This is a genomic window from Cupriavidus alkaliphilus (genome assembly GCF_900094595.1).
GTDB lineage: Bacteria > Pseudomonadota > Gammaproteobacteria > Burkholderiales > Burkholderiaceae > Cupriavidus > Cupriavidus alkaliphilus.
In genome coordinates this window covers 269,720-286,935 of the sequence record NZ_FMAD01000001.1, presented here as the reverse complement: position 1 = coordinate 286,935, position 17,216 = coordinate 269,720, and the positions used below count along the sequence as shown (strand labels likewise).

The 17,216-nt window shown below is 65.4% G+C and carries 16 protein-coding genes; 5 read left to right on the top strand and 11 right to left on the bottom strand.

Annotated elements, in window-relative coordinates; all coding sequences use genetic code 11:
• Positions 1-273: 273 nt before the first annotated feature.
• Positions 274-1,461 (top strand): acetylornithine transaminase, encoded by a 1,188-nt coding sequence (locus GA0116996_RS01335; RefSeq protein WP_092306585.1) that lies wholly within the window; start codon positions 274-276, stop codon positions 1,459-1,461.
• 251 nt (positions 1,462-1,712) lie between these two features.
• Here GA0116996_RS01335 and GA0116996_RS01330 read toward each other — a convergent pair whose 3' ends face one another.
• From GA0116996_RS01330 to GA0116996_RS01300, 7 genes are all read right to left on the bottom strand, one after another.
• Positions 1,713-2,429, bottom strand: a complete 717-nt coding sequence (locus GA0116996_RS01330) for an ABC transporter ATP-binding protein (protein ID WP_092306584.1) — start codon at positions 2,427-2,429, stop codon at positions 1,713-1,715.
• 32 nt (positions 2,430-2,461) lie between these two features.
• Positions 2,462-3,238, bottom strand: coding sequence for an ABC transporter ATP-binding protein (locus GA0116996_RS01325; RefSeq protein ID WP_012353733.1), 777 nt, complete (start codon positions 3,236-3,238; stop codon positions 2,462-2,464).
• Positions 3,239-3,251: 13 nt separating this feature from the next.
• Entirely contained in the window at positions 3,252-4,409 is a 1,158-nt protein-coding gene (locus GA0116996_RS01320; RefSeq protein ID WP_092306582.1) for an ABC transporter permease subunit, read from the bottom strand.
• 13 nt (positions 4,410-4,422) lie between these two features.
• Positions 4,423-5,358: a branched-chain amino acid ABC transporter permease gene (locus tag GA0116996_RS01315; protein WP_092306580.1), complete on the bottom strand. Its 936-nt coding sequence runs from the start codon at positions 5,356-5,358 to the stop codon at positions 4,423-4,425.
• A 212-nt stretch (positions 5,359-5,570) separates the two neighbouring features.
• Complete coding sequence (locus tag GA0116996_RS01310; protein WP_092306578.1) at positions 5,571-6,782, bottom strand: branched-chain amino acid ABC transporter substrate-binding protein; 1,212 nt, start codon at positions 6,780-6,782, stop codon at positions 5,571-5,573.
• A 557-nt stretch (positions 6,783-7,339) separates the two neighbouring features.
• Positions 7,340-8,305 carry a 4-hydroxy-3-methylbut-2-enyl diphosphate reductase gene (gene ispH, locus GA0116996_RS01305; protein WP_092306576.1) on the bottom strand — a complete coding sequence of 322 codons (966 nt, stop codon included), beginning with the start codon at positions 8,303-8,305 and terminating at the stop codon, positions 7,340-7,342.
• 35 nt (positions 8,306-8,340) lie between these two features.
• The gene (locus GA0116996_RS01300) at positions 8,341-8,829 is read right to left on the bottom strand and encodes an FKBP-type peptidyl-prolyl cis-trans isomerase (RefSeq protein WP_012353738.1); all 489 of its coding nucleotides are present in this window, start codon (positions 8,827-8,829) and stop codon (positions 8,341-8,343) included.
• A gap of 102 nt (positions 8,830-8,931) precedes the next feature.
• Between GA0116996_RS01300 and radC the strand changes: the two genes are divergently transcribed.
• The 4 genes from radC to nadB all read left to right on the top strand — a co-directional run bounded on the left by radC (position 8,932) and on the right by nadB (position 11,996).
• On the top strand, positions 8,932-9,618 hold the full coding sequence (radC, locus tag GA0116996_RS01295) for a RadC family protein (RefSeq protein ID WP_092306574.1): 687 nt from the start codon (positions 8,932-8,934) through the stop codon (positions 9,616-9,618).
• Positions 9,619-9,808: 190 nt separating this feature from the next.
• On the top strand, positions 9,809-10,042 hold the full coding sequence (gene rpmB, locus GA0116996_RS01290; RefSeq protein ID WP_006575661.1) for a 50S ribosomal protein L28: 234 nt from the start codon (positions 9,809-9,811) through the stop codon (positions 10,040-10,042).
• Between the two features lie 13 nt (positions 10,043-10,055).
• Positions 10,056-10,226, top strand: a complete 171-nt coding sequence (gene rpmG, locus GA0116996_RS01285; protein WP_010814980.1) for a 50S ribosomal protein L33 — start codon at positions 10,056-10,058, stop codon at positions 10,224-10,226.
• Between the two features lie 177 nt (positions 10,227-10,403).
• On the top strand, positions 10,404-11,996 hold the full coding sequence (nadB, locus tag GA0116996_RS01280) for an L-aspartate oxidase (protein WP_092306572.1): 1,593 nt from the start codon (positions 10,404-10,406) through the stop codon (positions 11,994-11,996).
• A gap of 72 nt (positions 11,997-12,068) precedes the next feature.
• Here the strand turns inward: nadB and nadC are convergent, their stop codons facing one another.
• The 4 genes from nadC to GA0116996_RS01260 all read right to left on the bottom strand — a co-directional run bounded on the left by nadC (position 12,069) and on the right by GA0116996_RS01260 (position 17,192).
• Positions 12,069-12,932, bottom strand: a complete 864-nt coding sequence (nadC, locus tag GA0116996_RS01275) for a carboxylating nicotinate-nucleotide diphosphorylase (RefSeq protein WP_092306570.1) — start codon at positions 12,930-12,932, stop codon at positions 12,069-12,071.
• A complete protein-coding gene (gene nadA, locus GA0116996_RS01270) occupies positions 12,929-14,083 on the bottom strand; it encodes a quinolinate synthase NadA (RefSeq protein ID WP_092306568.1) in 1,155 nt (384 codons plus the stop codon). The genes nadC and nadA overlap by 4 nt, the downstream gene beginning before the upstream one ends.
• Before the next feature lie 126 nt (positions 14,084-14,209).
• Positions 14,210-15,400 carry a DesA family fatty acid desaturase gene (locus tag GA0116996_RS01265; protein ID WP_092306566.1) on the bottom strand — a complete coding sequence of 397 codons (1,191 nt, stop codon included), beginning with the start codon at positions 15,398-15,400 and terminating at the stop codon, positions 14,210-14,212.
• Between the two features lie 394 nt (positions 15,401-15,794).
• On the bottom strand, positions 15,795-17,192 hold the full coding sequence (locus GA0116996_RS01260; protein WP_092306564.1) for a mechanosensitive ion channel family protein: 1,398 nt from the start codon (positions 17,190-17,192) through the stop codon (positions 15,795-15,797).
• Positions 17,193-17,216: the final 24 nt, after the last annotated feature.

The window sequence follows — 17,216 nt, the reverse complement described above, 5'->3', positions numbered from 1 at the left end:
CCCGCGAGCCGTTCCGCCAGCGCAACAATGCCCGGGCCCGCCAAAATTCGTTTTGACACCCGGGCCCGTGCGCCTTATATTTGCCCGCATGCACATGACCTTCAACCGACGCCGCAGCTTCCGTACGTCGCTCCCCACCGGGGTGCCGCGCCGCTGACCGTCGATTGCGTCTGTTCAGGTCAACGAGCCACGGGCAACCCCCGTGGCTTTTTGCTTTTTGTTCGATCCCTCTCCCGTCCGTCCATCGTTTAAAGCCGACCCCTGGAGTCCGCCATGGCATTTGCTGAGTTTCCCGTCCAATCCCTGATGTACATCACCAACCGGCCCGAGCTCGTCTTCACCGAGGGCAAGGGCTCCTGGCTGACGGACCACAACGGCAAGCGATACCTGGACTTCGTGCAGGGCTGGGCGGTCAACTGCCTGGGCCACTCCAACCAGGGCATGATCGACGCGCTGGTCGAGCAATCGAAGAAGATCATCAACCCGAGCCCGGCGTTCTACAACGAGCCGATGCTGCGCCTGGCCAGGCAACTGACCGATAACAGCTGCTTCGACAAGGTCTTCTTCGCCAACAGCGGCGCCGAGGCCAACGAAGGCGCGATCAAGCTGGCGCGCAAATGGGGCCGCAAGCACAAGGATGGCGCCTACGAGATCATCACCATGGACCACAGCTTCCATGGCCGCACGCTCGCCACCATGAGCGCGTCGGGCAAGGCCGGCTGGGACACCATCTTCGCGCCGCAGGTGCCGGGCTTCCCCAAGGCCGAGCTGAACGACCTGGCCTCGGTCGAGAAGCTGATCACCGACAAGACCGTCGGCATCATGCTGGAACCGGTGCAGGGCGAAGGCGGCGTGATCCCCGCCACGCGCGAATTCATGCAGGGCCTGCGCGCGCTGGCCGACAAGCACAAGCTGCTGTTCATCGTCGATGAAGTGCAGGCCGGCTGCGGCCGCTGCGGCACGCTGTTCGCGTACGAGCTGTCGGGCGTCGAGCCGGACATCATGACGCTGGGCAAGGGCATCGGCGGCGGCGTGCCGCTGTCGGCGCTGCTGTGCAAGGCCGAAGTCGCCAGCTTCGAGGCCGGTGACCAGGGCGGCACCTACAACGGCAACCCGCTGATGACCGCGGTGGGCAGCGCCGTGATCGAGCAGCTGACCGCGCCGGGTTTCCTGGACGACGTCAAGGCCAAGGGTGAATACCTGAAGGAACAGCTGCTGGCGCTGTCGGCTGAATTCGGCCTCGAGGGCGAACGCGGCGAAGGCCTGCTGCGCGCGCTGCTGCTCGGCAAGGACATCGGCCCGCAACTGGTGGAAGAAGCGCGCGACATGGCCCCGCAAGGCCTGCTGCTGAACGCGCCGCGCGCCAACCTGCTGCGCTTCATGCCGGCGCTGAACGTCACGCGCGAAGAGATCGACCAGATGATCGGCATGCTGCGCACGCTGCTGAAGAAGCTGGCCTGACCCTTCAGGTATCCGCAGACGGCAAAAAGCCTCGCATTGCGCGAGGCTTTTTGCTTTGCGGCCGGATCCGGGATCCGCGCCGCAGAGGAGTGAGGGAGAGGGCCAGCGCCGCAGAACCCGCGCAGCCGGCCTAAGCCAGCCCGCGCGGGGCCCCGCGGCAAGGGGAAAGGCCTTGCGCCTGCGAGCGCCCGCCCTCTCCCTCACCCCTCTTGCAGCGGCGGGGTGTAAAAACCGGAGCGGCGGCGCGCCGCTTACTCGCCCAGGTAGGCGGCCCGCACCTTGGGGTCGTCCAGCATCTGGCTGGCCTCCCCGCTCATGGTGATCAGGCCGGACTCCATCACGTAGCCGCGGTGCGCGGCCTGCAGCGCCAGGCGCGCGTTCTGCTCGACCAGCAGCACGGTCACGCCCTGCGCCGAGATGTCGCGCACGACCTCGAAGATCTTCTCCACCATGATCGGCGACAGGCCCATCGACGGCTCGTCCAGCAGCAGCACCTTGGGCTGGCTCATCAGCGCGCGCGCCATCGCCAGCATCTGCTGCTCGCCGCCGGACATGGTGCCCGCCAGCTGGTTGGCGCGCTCCTTCAGCCGCGGAAAGATGCCGAACATGCGCTCGACGTCGGCCTTGATGCCGGACTCGTCGTTGCGCGTGTAGGCGCCCATCTGCAGGTTCTCGGTGATGGTCATGCGCGCGAACACGCCGCGGCCTTCCGGCACCATCGCCAGCCCCTGCTTGAGCAGCGCGTAGCTGGGCACGCCCTTGATCGACTTGCCCATGTATTCCACGTCGCCGCCGACCCAGCCCTGCAGGCCGGTGATGGCCTTCATGGTGGTGGTCTTGCCGGCGCCGTTGGCGCCGATCAGCGTGACCAGCTCGCCGTCGCGGATTTCGAGGTCGATGCCCTTGACGGCCTGGATGCCGCCGTAGGCAACCTTCAGGCCGGAGATCTTCAGTACTGTCTGTTTCATTGCAGGCTGATTCATTACGTCCGCTCCCGCCATCAGTGCGCCGAGGTGCCGAGGTAGGCCTCGATCACCGCGGGGTTGTTCTGCACCTCGTGCGGCAGGCCCTGGGCAATCACCTTGCCGTAGTCCAGCACCGTCAGGCGGTTGCACAGCCCCATCACCAGCTTCACGTCGTGCTCGATCAGCAGGATGGTCCTGCCATCGTTCTTGATCTTGTCGAGCAGGCCGCGCAGCTCGACCTTTTCGGTCGCGTTCATGCCGGCGGCCGGCTCGTCCAGCGCCAGCAGCTTGGGCTCGGTCGCCAGCGCGCGCGCGATCTCGAGCCGGCGCTGGTGGCCGTACGACAGGTTGCGCGCGGTGAAGTTGGCGTACTTGCCGATGCCGACGTAGTCGAGCAGGTCATGCGCCATGTCTTCGATGCCTTCTTCTTCGCGGCGCACCGAGGGCGGGCGGAAGATCGCGCCGAACACGCCGGCCTTGGAGCGCACGTGGCGTCCCACCATCACGTTCTCGAGCGCGGTCATGTCGCCGAACAGGCGGATGTTCTGGAACGTGCGCGCAATGCCGGCCTTGGCCACCTCATGTACGGCGGTCGGCTGGTAGGGCTTGCCGCCCAGCACGAACTCGCCCGAATCCGGGGTGTAGAGGCCGGTGATCACGTTGAAGAACGTGGTCTTGCCGGCGCCGTTGGGGCCGATCAGCCCATAGATCTCGCCCGGCTTGATCTGCAGGCCCACATCGGACAGGGCCTGCAGGCCGCCGAAACGCTTGTTGACCCCCTGCACCGACAGGAGGAAATCGTTGTTGCTCATGCCTTCCTCCGGTTTACAGACGGCCGATATTGCCCGCGCGGCGCACCACCGGGCGGTCTTCCTTGCGCGGCGACGGCCAGATGCCTGCCGGGCGGTACAGCATCACGCCGACCAGGGCCAGGCCGAACAGCAGCTGGCGCAGCACCTCGGCGTCGACGATCACATGGCCGAACAGGCCGGTCTGCATCGGCTCGGCCACCACGCGCAGCAGCTCCTGGAAGCCCACCAGCAGCACGCCGCCCAGGATCACGCCCGGGATATGGCCCATGCCGCCCAGCACCACGATCGCCAGCACGTAGATCGATTCCCACAGCGTGAACGATTCCGGCGACACGAAGCCCTGGAACGCGCCGAACACCGCGCCGGAGGCGCCGCCGAAGGACGCGCCCATGGCAAATGCCAGCAGCTTCATGTTGCGGGTGTTGATGCCCATGGCCTTGGCCGCGATTTCATCCTCGCGGATGGCGACCCAGGCGCGGCCGATGCGCGAGGTCTGCAGGCGCAGGCACACGAACACGATCACGATGACCAGGAACACCAGCAGGTAGTAGTACATGAACACCGGCGTGAACTTCATTCCGAAAATCTCATGCGATTTCGAGAAGTCGAAGCCGAAGATATGCACCGGGTCCACCGCCGTGATCCCCTTGGGACCATTGGTGATGTTCACCGGGCGGTCCAGGTTGTTCATGAAGATACGGATGATCTCGCCGAAGCCCAGCGTCACGATGGCGAGATAGTCGCCACGCAGCTTGAGCGTCGGCGCCCCCAGCAATACGCCAAAGGTCGCGGCCACCAGGATTGCCAGAGGCAATACAAACCACATAGACAGGTGGATGCCGGTGGGGAACAGTTGCTGGATCCACTCGAACTGGTTCGCCAGGTGCGGCGAGCCCAGCAGCGCCATCATGTAGGCGCCCACCGCGTAGAACGCGATATAGCCCAGGTCAAGCAGGCCGGCAAAGCCGACCACGATGTTCAGGCCCAGCGCCAGCATGATGTACAGCAGCGCAAAGTCCAGCACGCGGACCCAGTAGTTGCCGCCCAGGGTCTGGACGATAAACGGCGCGCACAGCGCAACCACCAAAAAGCCAATCAATGCGGCCAGGGTCTTGGCCGGCACCTTCGACGGTGCGGCGACGGCGGCTGCGGATGGAATCGGGGTATTCATGGATTCGCTCTCCTCAGGCGCGGTCGGCCACGCGTTCGCCCATGATGCCGGACGGACGGAAGACGAGCACAGTGATCAGTACGATAAAGGCGAAGACGTCCTGGTAGTTCGAGCCGAACACGCCATTGGTCAGGTCGCCGATATAGCCGGCACCCAGCGCCTCGATCAGGCCCAGCAGCATGCCGCCGACCATGGCGCCCGCCAGGTTGCCGATGCCGCCCAGCACCGCGGCGGTGAACGCCTTCAGGCCCGGGATAAAGCCCATGTAGAAGTGGGCGTTGCCGTAGTTGGTGGCCATCATCACGCCGGCCAGCGCCGCCAGCGTGGCGCCGATCATGAAGGTGGCGGAGATGACGAAATTGGGGTTCACGCCCATCAGGCCGGCGACCTTCTGGTTCTCGGCGGTGGCGCGCATGGCGCGGCCGAGCTTGGTGCGGTTCACCAGCGCAAGCAGGCCCGACATGACCATCACGGCCAGGCCAATGATGACCATTTCCTTGCCGGTGATGGTGGCGCCGGTGGCGCCGATGTCGATGGGCTCCGAGGGCAGCAGCTGCGGGAACGTCAGCGGGTTGCGCGACCAGATCAGCATGCCCATCGTCTGGAGGATGATGGAAACCCCGATCGCGGTGATCAGCGGGGCCAGTCGTGGCGCATTGCGCAAGGGCCGGTAGGCGACCCGCTCGATCGAATACGACAGGATCGCGCAGACCGGCATGGCGATCAGCGTGGCGATCACCAGCGTCAGCCATTCAGGCAGGCCGGGAGCGAACTTTTGCAATCCGAGGATGGCTGACAGGGCGGTCAGCGCGCCGATCATCAGCACATCGCCGTGGGCGAAGTTGATGATGCCGAGAATGCCGTAGACCATGGTGTAGCCCAGTGCGATCAGCGCATAGATGCTGCCGAGCACCAGACCGTTCACGATCTGCTGGATAAGGATATCCATGAAAACTCCTGCTTCAGTCCCTGACCTTACGGCATGGTGTGGATGCCGGGGGGACCATGGTGTGTGATGGGTAACGTTGCGGTGGTTGGTTTGCTGGTGAGCGGCCTGCCCTGCTCCATCCATGGTAAGGATGCTTCTACATTAGGCGAGGCTAAAAAGAACGGCACCGCAAAATACTCACGGTGCCGTTCGGATGGGCCGGTAAGCCCAGATTACATCTTCACGACGTCGAGGACGGACTTCTTCTTGTCCTTGTACTCGTACAGCGTGATGGTGCCTTCCTTCATGTCGCCCTTCTCGTCGAAGGCGATGTTGCCGATCACGCCCTTGTAGTTGGTCTTGGGCATTTCAGCCAGGATGGCAGCCGGTTCGGCCGAGTTGGCGCGCTTCATGGCATCGACGACGACCATCACCGCGTCATACGTGAACGGTGCGTAGATCTGCACCGGTGCGTTGAAGCGTGCCTGGTAGCGCTTGTTGAAGTCGGCACCCGTCTCCATCTTCGACAGGGCCAGGCCAGCTTCCGAGCAGATGATGTTGGTCACGGCATCGCCGGCCAGCTCGGCCACCTTGTCGGTACAGACGCCATCGCCGCCGACGATCTTGGCGCCAATGCCCAGTTCCTTGGCCTGCTTGGCGAACGGGCCGCCGGTGGCGTCCATGCCGCCGTACATGATCACGTCCGGCTTCTTGCCCTTGATCTTGGTCAGAATGGCCTTGAAGTCGGTGGCCTTGTCGTTGGTGGCTTCACGCGCCACCACGTTCACGCCGGCCGCCTTGGCGGTCTTCTCGAACTCGTCGGCCAGGCCCTTGCCGTAGGCAGTGGCGTCGTCGACGATCGCCACGCTCTTGGCGTTCAGGGTCTTGGCGGCGTAGTTGGCCAGCGCCGGGCCTTGCTGGGCATCGGTGGCGACCACGCGGTAGGTGGTCTTGAAGCCCTGCTTGGTGTAGTCCGGGTTGGTCGACGACGGCGAGATCTGAACGATGCCGGCATCGCTGTAGATCTTCGACGCCGGGATCGACACGCCCGAGTTCAGGTGGCCGACCACGGCCACGACCTTGGCGTCGACCAGCTTCTGCGCCACGGAGGTGCCGGTCTTCGGATCGGCGGCATCGTCTTCGCCGACCAGTTCCAGCTTGATCTTCTTGCCACCGACTTCCAGGCCGGACTTGTTGACTTCTTCCACGGCCAGGCGGGCGCCGTTTTCGTTGTCCTTGCCAAGGTGCGCGATGCCGCCGGTCAGCGGGGCCGCGTGGCCGATCTTGACGACGGTCTCGCCGCCACCGGCCGCAGGCGCTGCGGGAGCCGCTGCCGCCGGCGCCGAAGAGGCCGGATCCGCCGGCTTTTCTTCCTTCTTGCCGCAAGCTGCGACCAGCGCCACTGCGGCCGCGATCGGCAGAATCTTGGCAAACGTGATTTGCATGAGTGATCTCCTAGGATTCACAAAAACAGGGATTTGCAACGCCTCCCGGACGTTTCCCTGGACCGCCGTTGTTTAGTTTCAATTTGAAACGCGCGCATTGTATCCCCTTTCTTAGTCGATGCAATACGCGACGCAACATCCTTTACGATTTACCGCGCATTTGAGCTAGGGAATTTCCCCAATGCACAGATTGCGGCAATTCCCGCCCACATGACGCGGCCGCCCCTCCTTCTTACAAGAACCGTGCCTGCGACGCCCCAGGCGGCAAGGAAGCAGCGCCGGCACCACCCATAATGCACCATTATTAATTAGGCGTTTCATTTAACTAGAGTGGTGCTTCTCTCTAATGTGCAGAATGTAGCGCCGCACCATAATAGGGAAAACCCCAGCTTCGGGGATTACCCTGATTAGCGCCCGGCACGAATCGCGGGCACCCCGGCACCAGCAGCGCGCATTATTCCCGGGTCGGCAGAGGCCAGAAACAAAAAGGGGCGCCGCATCAGCGGCGCCCCTTTATCAGGCCAGGCATTCAAGCGGCGGGCGAACCCGCGCCGCGCTCAGGCGGCCGCGCTGGTGGGCAGCAGCCCGCGCGGCAACGGGAACGCCATGTTTTCCTCGATGCCGTCGAGCGGACGCACCTGGCGCGCTCCAAGTTCGCGCAGGCGCTCGACGATGGACTGGGCCAGTGCTTCCGGCGCCGAGGCCCCGGCGGTCAGGCCGATGCGGCGCTTGCCGGCGACCCACTCGGGCCGCACCTGCTCGGGCGCGTCCACCATATAGGCCGGCACGCCCAGGCGCTCGGCCAGCTCGCGCAGGCGGTTGGAGTTGGAACTGTTGGGACTGCCGACCACGATCACCACTTCCACCTGCGGCGCCATGAACTTCACCGCGTCCTGGCGGTTTTGCGTGGCATAGCAGATGTCCTGCTTCTTGGGCTCGCGGATCTCGGGGAAGCGGGCCTTGAGCGCGGCCACGATCTCGCGGGTCTCGTCCACCGACAGCGTGGTCTGGGTGACGTAGGCCAGCCGCGACGGATCGGCGATCTGCAGCGTCTCGACATCGCCGACCGACTCGACCAGCACCATGCCGCCGTTGGCCTGGCCCATGGTGCCCTCGACCTCGGGGTGGCCGCGATGGCCGATCATCACGATCTCGCAGCCCTGCGCGCGCAGCTTGCTGACTTCGACATGCACCTTGGTCACCAGCGGGCAAGTCGCATCGAAGACGTGCAGGCCGCGCCGGGCGGCGTCTTCGCGCACTTCGCGCGACACGCCATGGGCGCTGAAGATGACGGTGGCGCCGGCCGGCACCTCGTCGAGCTCGCCCACGAACACCGCGCCCTTGCGGCGCAGGTCGGCCACTACATAGGCGTTGTGGACGATTTCATGGCGGACGTAGATGGGGGCGCCGAAGCGCTCGAGCGCGCGCTCGACGATCTCGATGGCGCGGTCCACGCCGGCGCAGAAGCCGCGCGGCTGGGCCATCAGGATTTCTGCGTCGGGGGCGGGGGTCAGGTCGGGCATGCTGCGGTATCCGGACAGGTTCGACGTGGCGACGTTCAGAGAATGCCGATCAGCTGCACGTCGAACAGGATGGTCTGCCCAGCCAGCGGATGGTTGAAGTCGAACAACGCGGCGGTCTCGCCGATCTCCTTGAGCACGCCGGCGTACTTGCCGCCGCCGGGCGCGTTGAACTCGACCAGGTCACCCGGGCTGTAGTCCTCTTCGAACGAGCTGTTCTCGCGCAGCGTGGCCAGCGACACCCACTGCAGCAGTTCGGCGTTGCGCGGGCCGAAGGCCTGCTCCGGCGCCAGCCGGTAGGTCATGCGCTCGCCTTCGGGCATGCCCAGCAGCGCCTGCTCGAGCGTCGGCGCGAACTGGCCCTGGCCCAGCAGCAGCGTGGCGGGCTTTTCTTCGAACGTGCTGACGACCTCGGTGCCGTTCTCGAGCGCGATGCTGTAGTGCAGGGTCAGGAAGGAGTCGGCCTGGACAGTCTTGCGGCCAGCCGTGCCGCCGTCGGCTTCCGACGCGAAAGTTTGCAAATTCATGGGTGATCAACCAAGGAACAACCCGTATTGTATTCGACTGGCCCCTAGCCCGCCGCCCCAGGGCCGCAGGCCCTGTTCCCGACGCGACTACCCTGGATGCCCATGACCATTGCCAAATGGCCCGCCTGCGAGCGGCCCCGCGAGAAACTGCTGGAAAGCGGCGCTGCCGCCCTGTCTGATGCCGAACTATTGGCCGTCCTGCTGCGCGTGGGTGCGGCGGGCAAAAGTGCCGTGGACCTGGCACGCGAGCTGCTGCACCGCTTTGGCTCGCTGACCGCCCTGTTCGCGGCCGAGGGGAACGCCCTGACCCGCGTCCGAGGCATGGGCACCGCGAAGTTCGCCCAGCTGCAGGCCATCCCGGAGCTGGCGCGGCGCGCGCTGGCCGAGTCGCTGCGCCTGCCCGCCGGCTTCGACTCGCCGGAGTCGGTGCGCGGCTACCTGCGCCTGACCCTGGCACCGCTGCAGCATGAGGTCTTCATGTGCCTGTTCCTGGATCCGGGCAACCGCATGCTCGCCAGCGAGGAGCTGTTCCGCGGCACGCTGACGCGGACCTCGGTCTATCCGCGCGAGGTCGCGCGCCAGGCCCTGGCCCACAATGCCGCCGGCATCATCGTCGCCCACAACCATCCGCGCGGCACCACCGAGCCCAGCCAGAGCGACATCCACCTGACGCGCGAACTGGCGCGCACGCTCGACCTGATCGATGTGCGGCTGCTCGACCACTTCATCGTGGCGGGGCACGACATCCGCTCGCTGGCGGAATCCTGCGAGCGCCTGCCCGGGCTGTGATGCCTACGCCACGACATGCCCGGAGCGCAACACCCGGCTCCGGCAGAGCACAGAAAGCATTGATTCGCCGGGGGAATCCGGTCTATAATGCCCGTTTTGCTGAAGTCTCAACCGCTGCAGTCCGGGCCCGCGCGCCTTTTGTTGATCTGTTGCGAACATTGTCCACGAATAGAAGATTTAGGAGTGCTTCATGGCACGCGTCTGTCAAGTGACCGGGAAAGCGCCGATGGTCGGCAACAACGTTTCCCACGCAAACAACAAGACCAAGCGCCGTTTTCTGCCCAACCTGCAGAATCGTCGTTTCTTCGTTGAATCCGAAAACCGCTGGGTGAGCCTGCGCGTCTCGAACGCCGGCCTGCGCCTGATCGACAAGAAAGGCATCGACTCCGTGCTCGCCGACCTGCGCGCACGCGGCGAAGTCTAATTAGGAGTACATCATGGCAAGCAAGGGCGGCCGCGACAAGATCAAGCTGGAATCGACCGCAGGTACCGGTCACTTCTACACCACCACCAAGAACAAGCGCACCATGCCGGAAAAGATGGAGATCATGAAGTTCGATCCCGTCGCCCGCAAGCACGTCGCTTACAAGGAAACCAAGATCAAGTAATTGATCCGGTCTCCCACCAGAAAGCCCCGCCCTGCAGCGGGGCTTTTTGTTGCCCGTCGATATTGCCCACCGTTTGCACCTTGGCCCTGCGCATTGATGCACGGGATGGCGCGCCGGGTGTAGACTTTGCCGTTTCCCCCAATCTGCCAAGCGCCCTGCCGGCGCTCTCCTTGCACCATGAATTTCGACGTCGCCATCGTCGGCAGCGGCCTGGCCGGCCTTACGGTCGCATTGCAACTGGCCGACACCCATCGGGTGGCCATCCTCAGCAAGCGCGCCATGACCCAGGGTGCCAGCGACTGGGCGCAAGGCGGCATCGCCGCGGTGCTGGATTCCGGCGACAGCCACGACGAGCACACCCAGGACACGCTCGTTGCCGGTGCGGGGCTGTGCGATGAAGAGGCCACGCGCTTTATCGTGGAGCATGGGCGCGAGGCCATCCAGTGGCTGATCGACCGCGGCGTGCCGTTCACCCGCGACGCGCAGGCCGAGCTGGGCTTCCACCTGACGCGCGAAGGCGGCCACAGCCGCCGGCGCATCATCCACGCCGCCGACGCCACCGGCCATGCGGTGGTCAGCACGCTGCTGCAGCAGGCCACGCAGCACCCGAACATCACCATCCTGGAAGACCACTTCGCGATCGACCTGATCACGTCTCGCAAGATGGGGCTGCCGGGCAACCGCTGCTATGGCCTCTACGTGCTGGACGACCGCACCGGCGCGGTCCACACCGTCACCGCCACGCACACCGTGCTGGCTGCCGGCGGCGCCGGCAAGGTCTACCTCTACACCACCAATCCTGACACGGCCACCGGCGACGGCATCGCCATGGCCTGGCGCGCGGGCTGCCGGGTCTCGAACATGGAGTTCATCCAGTTCCACCCGACTTGCCTGTACCACCCTTACGCCAAGTCCTTCCTGATCTCCGAAGCGGTGCGCGGCGAAGGCGGCCTGCTCAAGCTGCCCGACGGCACGCGCTTCATGCCCGAGCACGATGCGCGCGCCGAACTGGCACCGCGCGACGTGGTCGCGCGCGCCATCGACTTCGAAATGAAGAAGCGCGGACTGGATTGCGTCTATCTCGATATCACGCACCAGCCCGAGGCCTTCCTGAAAGAACATTTCCCGACCATACATGCGCGCTGCCTGGAACTGGGCATCGATATCACGCGCGAGCCGATCCCGGTCGTGCCGGCCGCGCACTACACCTGCGGCGGCGTGGTCACGGACACCATGGGCCGCACCGATATCGGCAACCTCTATGCCGTGGGCGAGACCGCCTGCACCGGCCTGCACGGCGCCAACCGGCTGGCCTCGAACTCGCTGCTCGAATGCATGGTGATCGGCCGCGCCGCCGCGGAAGACATCGCCTCGCAGGACAAGGCCGGCGCGCCCAGCATCACGCTGCCGGCGTGGGACGAGAGCCGCGTTTCCGATGCCGACGAAGAAGTCGTGGTGTCGCACAACTGGGACGAGCTGCGCCGCATGATGTGGAACTACGTCGGCATCGTGCGCACCAGCAAGCGCCTGGAGCGGGCGCAGCACCGCATCGTGCTGCTGCGCGAAGAGATTGCCGAGTATTACGCCAATTTCCGCGTCACGCGCGACCTGCTAGAACTGCGCAACCTGGTGGAGGTGGCCTCGCTGATCGTCGACAGCGCCTACTCGCGCCATGAAAGCCGCGGCCTGCATTTCAGCCGGGACTATCCGGAGGCGCTGCCCAAGGCGCTGCCGACGGTGATGCAGCCGCCTGCGGGCCGCAAGCGTTGACGGCGCGCTTGCCAAGCAAAACGGGGTGGCGCCGCATGGCCCACCCCGTTTTTCATTTGGCCGGAACAAGCCTCAGCCGATGATCCGCAGCGAGTAATCCGTCGCGCGCACATCCTTGGTCAGCGCGCCCACCGAGATCCGGTCGACGCCGGTTTCGGCAAAGGTGCGGATGGTGTCGGCATTGACACCACCCGACACTTCCAGCAGCGCCCTGCCCTGGTTGATCTTCACGGCGTCGTGCATCATCGGCACGGTGAAGTTGTCGATCAGCACCGATGTGGCACCGGCCGCCAGCGCTTCTTCCAGTTCGGCCAGGCTCTCGACCTCGATCTGCACCGACGCCTGCGTATCGAGCGCCAGCGCCGCCCGCATCGCCGCGCCGATGCTGCCGGCCGCGGCGATATGGTTCTCCTTGATCAGGATGCCGTCGTACAGCGCCAGGCGCTGGTTGTCGCCGCCGCCGATGCGCACCGCGTACTTCTGCGCCAGGCGCAGCCCGGGCAACGTCTTGCGCGTGTCGAGCACGCGCGCACGGGTGCCGGCGATCAGGTCGGCGTAGCGGCGCGTGGCGGTGGCCACGCCGGACAGCAGCTGCAGGAAATTCAGCGACGGGCGCTCGGCGGTCAGCAGCGAACGCGCCGGGCCGGTGATCTCGCACACCACGGAATCTGGTGCCATGCGCGCGCCCTCTTCCTGCAGCCAGCGCACTTCCAGCGCCGGGTCGACCGCACGCATGCACGCGTCGAACCACGGCTGTCCACACAGCACCGCCGACTCGCGCACGATCACGCGCGCGTGCGCTGCCTTGTCCGCCGGCACCAGCAGGCCGGTCAGGTCGCCGCTGCCGACATCCTCGGCGATGGCTGCCTGCACATTGGCTTGCAACGCTGCCTGCAGCGCCGCGCCATAGCTTTCGAAAATCGGATTCACACTCATGCCGGGCCAATCCCCTGGAACAGCGCCTGTTCCTGCGCCAGGTCGGATGACGGACGCACGTTGCGCTTCTGCGCGGCGGCGAAGTCGAGCATGCGGTTGATGCAGGTCACCGCCTTGACGCCGATGGCCGGGTCGACGTGGACCTCGTTGCGGCCCGTCTCCAGCACCTCGGCGAGGTTGGTCAGCGCGTTCATCGCCATCCACGGGCAATGCGCGCAGCTCTTGCAGGTGGCGCTGTTGCCGGCGGTCGGCGCCTCGATGAAGTGCTTGCCCGGCGCGGCCATGCGCATCTTGTGCAGGATGCCGTTGTCGGTGGCGACGATGAATTCGGTCGCGTCCAGCTTCTGCGCGGCCTCGATCAGCTGCGAGGTGGAACCGACCACGTCGGCCTGCGCCACCACGTTCTCCGGCGATTCCGGGTGCACCAGGATCTTGGCGTTGGGGAATTCGCGACGCAGCAGGTCCAGCTCGATGCCCTTGAACTCGTCGTGCACCAGGCACGAGCCCTGCCACAGCAGCATGTCGGCGCCGGTCTGCTTCTGGATATAGCTGCCCAGGTGCTTGTCGGGTGCCCACAGGATCTTCTTGCCCTGCGCGTGCAGGTGCTCGACGATCTTCAGGCCGATGCTCGACGTGACCATCCAGTCCGCGCGCGCCTTCACCGCGGCGCTGGTGTTGGCGTAGACCACCACGGTGCGGTCCGGGTGCGCATCGCAGAAGGCGGCGAACTCGTCGGCCGGGCAGCCCAGGTCGAGCGAGCAGGTCGCATCCAGGTCCGGCATCAGCACGGTCTTCTCCGGGCTGAGGATCTTGGCGGTCTCGCCCATGAAGCGCACGCCGGCCACGACCAGCGTACTGGCTTCGTGGTCGCGGCCGAAGCGAGCCATTTCGAGTGAGTCGGAGACGCAGCCGCCGGTTTCTTCGGCGAGGTCCTGCAGGTCGGCGTCGACGTAGTAGTGCGCCACCAGCACCGCGTTGCGTTCCTTCAGCAAGCGGCGGATACGCGCCTTCAGCGACTGGCGTTCATCGGGCGACAGCACCGGCGGCACCTTGGCCCAAGCATGGGCCACGCAGCTGGCGCCAGCGGCGTTTTCGGCACCCGCCAGGTTCGGCTTCTCGAACTCGACGGTCTTGATCGATTGTGGGGTCATCTCCGGGTACTCCTCTAGACCTCCGCCAACAGGGTGCGGCCGGCCAGAACATGGGGGAGTTTATCTAAAACAAAAGCCCCGCCATGGGCGGGGCTTTGTCAAACCATACGGCGCGGCCGAATTGTATCAGGCGTAGCGGCGCAGGCGCAGCGAGAAATCGTGCAACGCCTGGATACCGCTGGCCTCGGCACGGTGGCACCAGGCCTGCAGCTGCTGCAGCAGCTGCTCGCGCGTCAGGTTGGACCGGCCCCAGATGGCGGCCAGTTCACGGCGCATTTCGACGAAGGTCTGCAGCGCCTTGTTCTGCTCGACGATGCTCGCCAGCTGCTCGCGCTGCTGCGCGGCCAGCTTGGTTTCCTCGCGGTGGAACCACTTGCTGGCGGGCTTGAAGCTGCGGTACTCGGCAACGCGGCCTTCCTTGAGCTTTTCCAGTTCCTGGCGGAACGCGCCCTTGACGGCCTTGGCGTAGCGCGCCATCACGTCATAGCGGTTGGCGATGATGGCTTCCAGCGTATTGTGGTCGACCGGACGGGCCTCGACCAGGCGCGCCTTGGGCGGGATCTTCTTGACCTTGGCCAGGCCGACCGCCTGCATCGCGCGGATATAGCCCCAGCCCACGTCGAACTCATACCACTTGATCGAGAACTTGGCCGAGGTCGGATAGGTGTGGTGGTTGTTGTGCAGTTCTTCGCCGCCGATGATCAGGCCCCACGGCGACACGTTGGTCGATGCGTCCTCGCAATCGTAGTTGCGGTAGCCCCACCAGTGGCCCAGGCCATTGATGATGCCGGCGGCGTGGATCGGGATCCACAGCATCTGCACCGCCCACACGGACATGCCGATCACGCCGAACAGCGCCAGGTCGATGATCAGCATCAGGCCCACGCCCTGCCAGGTGAAGCGCGAGTACAGGTTGCGCTCGATCCAGTCATTGGGGCAGCCATGGCTGAACTTGGCGATGGTTTCCTTGTTCTTGGCCTCGGCACGATACAGCTCGGCGCCTTCCAGCAGCACCTTGCGGATGCCGCGGGTCTGCGGGCTGTGCGGATCGTCTTCGGTTTCGCACTTGGCGTGGTGCTTGCGGTGGATGGCGGTCCACTCGCGCGTGACCATGCCCGTGGTCAGCCACAGCCAGAAGCGAAAGAAGTGTTGCGCGATGGGGTGCAGATCCAGCGACCGGTGCGCCATGCAGCGGTGCAGAAAGATGGTGACGCCGGCGATCGTGATATGCGTCATCACGAGCGTGTAGATGACGATCTCCCACCAGGTCCAGTTGGCAAGGCCGTTGGCGGCCCAGTCAAGAATAGTGTCGAACAAACTGTTCTCCGTCGGTTAAACAGGGACTTTCCCGTGCAAGCCGGCTGGGCCGGTACACACTAAGCGCAGAAAAAATAGCTGCGAATCTATTGATTGCGATAGCTGTCTGGCGCTTGCCACGGGACCCGAAGTCGCTCCGGGCTCCCCCAGGGCAGGCACGCGCGGCGCCGGCCGTGGCTAGCGGCTCATGTAGCGAGCCGGGTACGAGCCGCTGCAATCTGGCGGCTGTCTGATGTGGGAGCGGGATGTCTCAACCCGCGACAACCCGGCATTCTACCGGATCGCCGAGGGCGCAAGCATACGCTATTTCCCGGATTTGGACGGGGCGCAACGGTTTTCGTTCCACGGGTGGCGCATTCGTCGCCCGCGCGGCGCTCCCCTTTGTCCGGGGCGCTCAGGAGGCGTTTGCTGCCTCTGGCAATGTACTCGCCTTTGGCCCGCCTGGGCCCGCAGGCAGCGTCTCATGCATCACACGCAACTCGCGCTGCGGGTACGGGATGGAGATGCCGTGCTCACGCAGCGTGCGCCAGATCGCGCGGTTCATCGCCGATTGCACGCCGAGCTTGCCGTTCTGCGGATCCGCCACGAAGACCGCGACTTCGTACTCGATGCCGCTGTCGGCGAACAGCACCAGGAAAGCGGCCGGCTCGGGGTCGGGCAGCACGCGCGGCAGTGTGCGCACGCATTCGGTCAGCAGCGCGATCACGGTTTCGGGGTCGGCGCTGTAGTCGGCCTGCACGCGTGTCGCCACGCGCACGTTGGTATTCGAGAACGAATGGTTCTGCACCGACTGCGCCACCAGCTGCTCGTTCGGCACCAGCGTCTCGCCGTCGCCATTGCGCACCACGGTGTAGCGGGTGCGGATCTGCGACACGATGCCGGTGTACTTGTCCACCGTGATCTGGTCGCCGAGCTTGACCGAGCGGTCCAGCAGGATAATGAAGCCCGAGATGTAATTGCTGGCGATCTTCTGCAAACCCAGCCCCAGGCCTACGCCCAGCGCGCCGCCGAAGACCGACAGCACGGTCAGGTCGATGCCCACCAGCGACAGGCTCAGCAGCAGCGATACCAGCAGCAGCAAGGCCTTGGAAATCCGCGTCAGCACCACCTTCAGATTGCCGTCGAGGTTGGCCGACCGCATCAGCCGCTCTTCCAGCCACGAGCCGAACCACAGCGCCACCAGCACCGTCAGCAGGATCCAGACCACCGCCATCAGGGTCTCGGCCACGCTGATCTTCTGCTTGCCGCCGATGGAGAAGCGCACGCTCTCCATCCAGCCCACCACGTCGCCGAGCACGCCCAGCACGTACAGGGCCATGCCCACCCAGACCAGCGTGGTCAGCACCTTCTCCACCAGCAGCAGCATGCCGTGCAGCTGGCCACTGCCGGACATCACGCGGCGCAACACATAGAAGGTGAAATTCAGCGCGGTGATGCCGAACAGCGGCACCAGCGCCAGGCGCAGCACACTGACCGGGATCAGCGGCGCCAGCGCAAAGCGGGCCACCAGCACCAGCGCCCAGCCGGCCAGCGGGAACATGGCGCGCTCAAGGCTGGCGGCGGCGAAGCGCACCGAGAAGCTCGAGCCTTCATAGCGTGCCTCCAGCCGCCGCACCACGAAGCGTGCCAGCGGCCAGGCCACCAGCAGGCAGCCGGCCAGCACCAGCCATTGCCAGAAGAAGCCGGGACCGCCGGCATCGCGGATCAGGTCGTCCAGCATCTTGCCGAACATCGAATGCGAGGCCTTCAGGTCCTTCAGGCCGCCGAGGTCGGACAGGGTTTCACCGTTCATGGTGCAGATTCAGTGTGGGCCGCC

Bases quoted from the DNA above. Each gene is read 5' to 3' on its own strand.
- GA0116996_RS01325 (WP_012353733.1), bottom strand. From the start codon at position 3,238: ATGAGCAACAACGATTTCCTCCTGTCGGTGCAGGGGGTCAACAAGCGT.
- GA0116996_RS01335 (WP_092306585.1), top strand. From the start codon at position 274: ATGGCATTTGCTGAGTTTCCCGTCCAATCCCTGATGTACATCACCAAC.
- GA0116996_RS01300 (WP_012353738.1), bottom strand. From the start codon at position 8,829: ATGAATTTGCAAACTTTCGCGTCGGAAGCCGACGGCGGCACGGCTGGC.
- rpmB (WP_006575661.1), top strand. From the start codon at position 9,809: ATGGCACGCGTCTGTCAAGTGACCGGGAAAGCGCCGATGGTCGGCAAC.
- nadB (WP_092306572.1), top strand. From the start codon at position 10,404: ATGAATTTCGACGTCGCCATCGTCGGCAGCGGCCTGGCCGGCCTTACG.
- nadC (WP_092306570.1), bottom strand. From the start codon at position 12,932: ATGAGTGTGAATCCGATTTTCGAAAGCTATGGCGCGGCGCTGCAGGCA.
- radC (WP_092306574.1), top strand. From the start codon at position 8,932: ATGACCATTGCCAAATGGCCCGCCTGCGAGCGGCCCCGCGAGAAACTG.
- ispH (WP_092306576.1), bottom strand. From the start codon at position 8,305: ATGCCCGACCTGACCCCCGCCCCCGACGCAGAAATCCTGATGGCCCAG.
- GA0116996_RS01260 (WP_092306564.1), bottom strand. From the start codon at position 17,192: ATGAACGGTGAAACCCTGTCCGACCTCGGCGGCCTGAAGGACCTGAAG.
- GA0116996_RS01310 (WP_092306578.1), bottom strand. From the start codon at position 6,782: ATGCAAATCACGTTTGCCAAGATTCTGCCGATCGCGGCCGCAGTGGCG.
- GA0116996_RS01330 (WP_092306584.1), bottom strand. From the start codon at position 2,429: ATGAAACAGACAGTACTGAAGATCTCCGGCCTGAAGGTTGCCTACGGC.
- GA0116996_RS01315 (WP_092306580.1), bottom strand. From the start codon at position 5,358: ATGGATATCCTTATCCAGCAGATCGTGAACGGTCTGGTGCTCGGCAGC.
- rpmG (WP_010814980.1), top strand. From the start codon at position 10,056: ATGGCAAGCAAGGGCGGCCGCGACAAGATCAAGCTGGAATCGACCGCA.
- GA0116996_RS01320 (WP_092306582.1), bottom strand. From the start codon at position 4,409: ATGAATACCCCGATTCCATCCGCAGCCGCCGTCGCCGCACCGTCGAAG.
- nadA (WP_092306568.1), bottom strand. From the start codon at position 14,083: ATGACCCCACAATCGATCAAGACCGTCGAGTTCGAGAAGCCGAACCTG.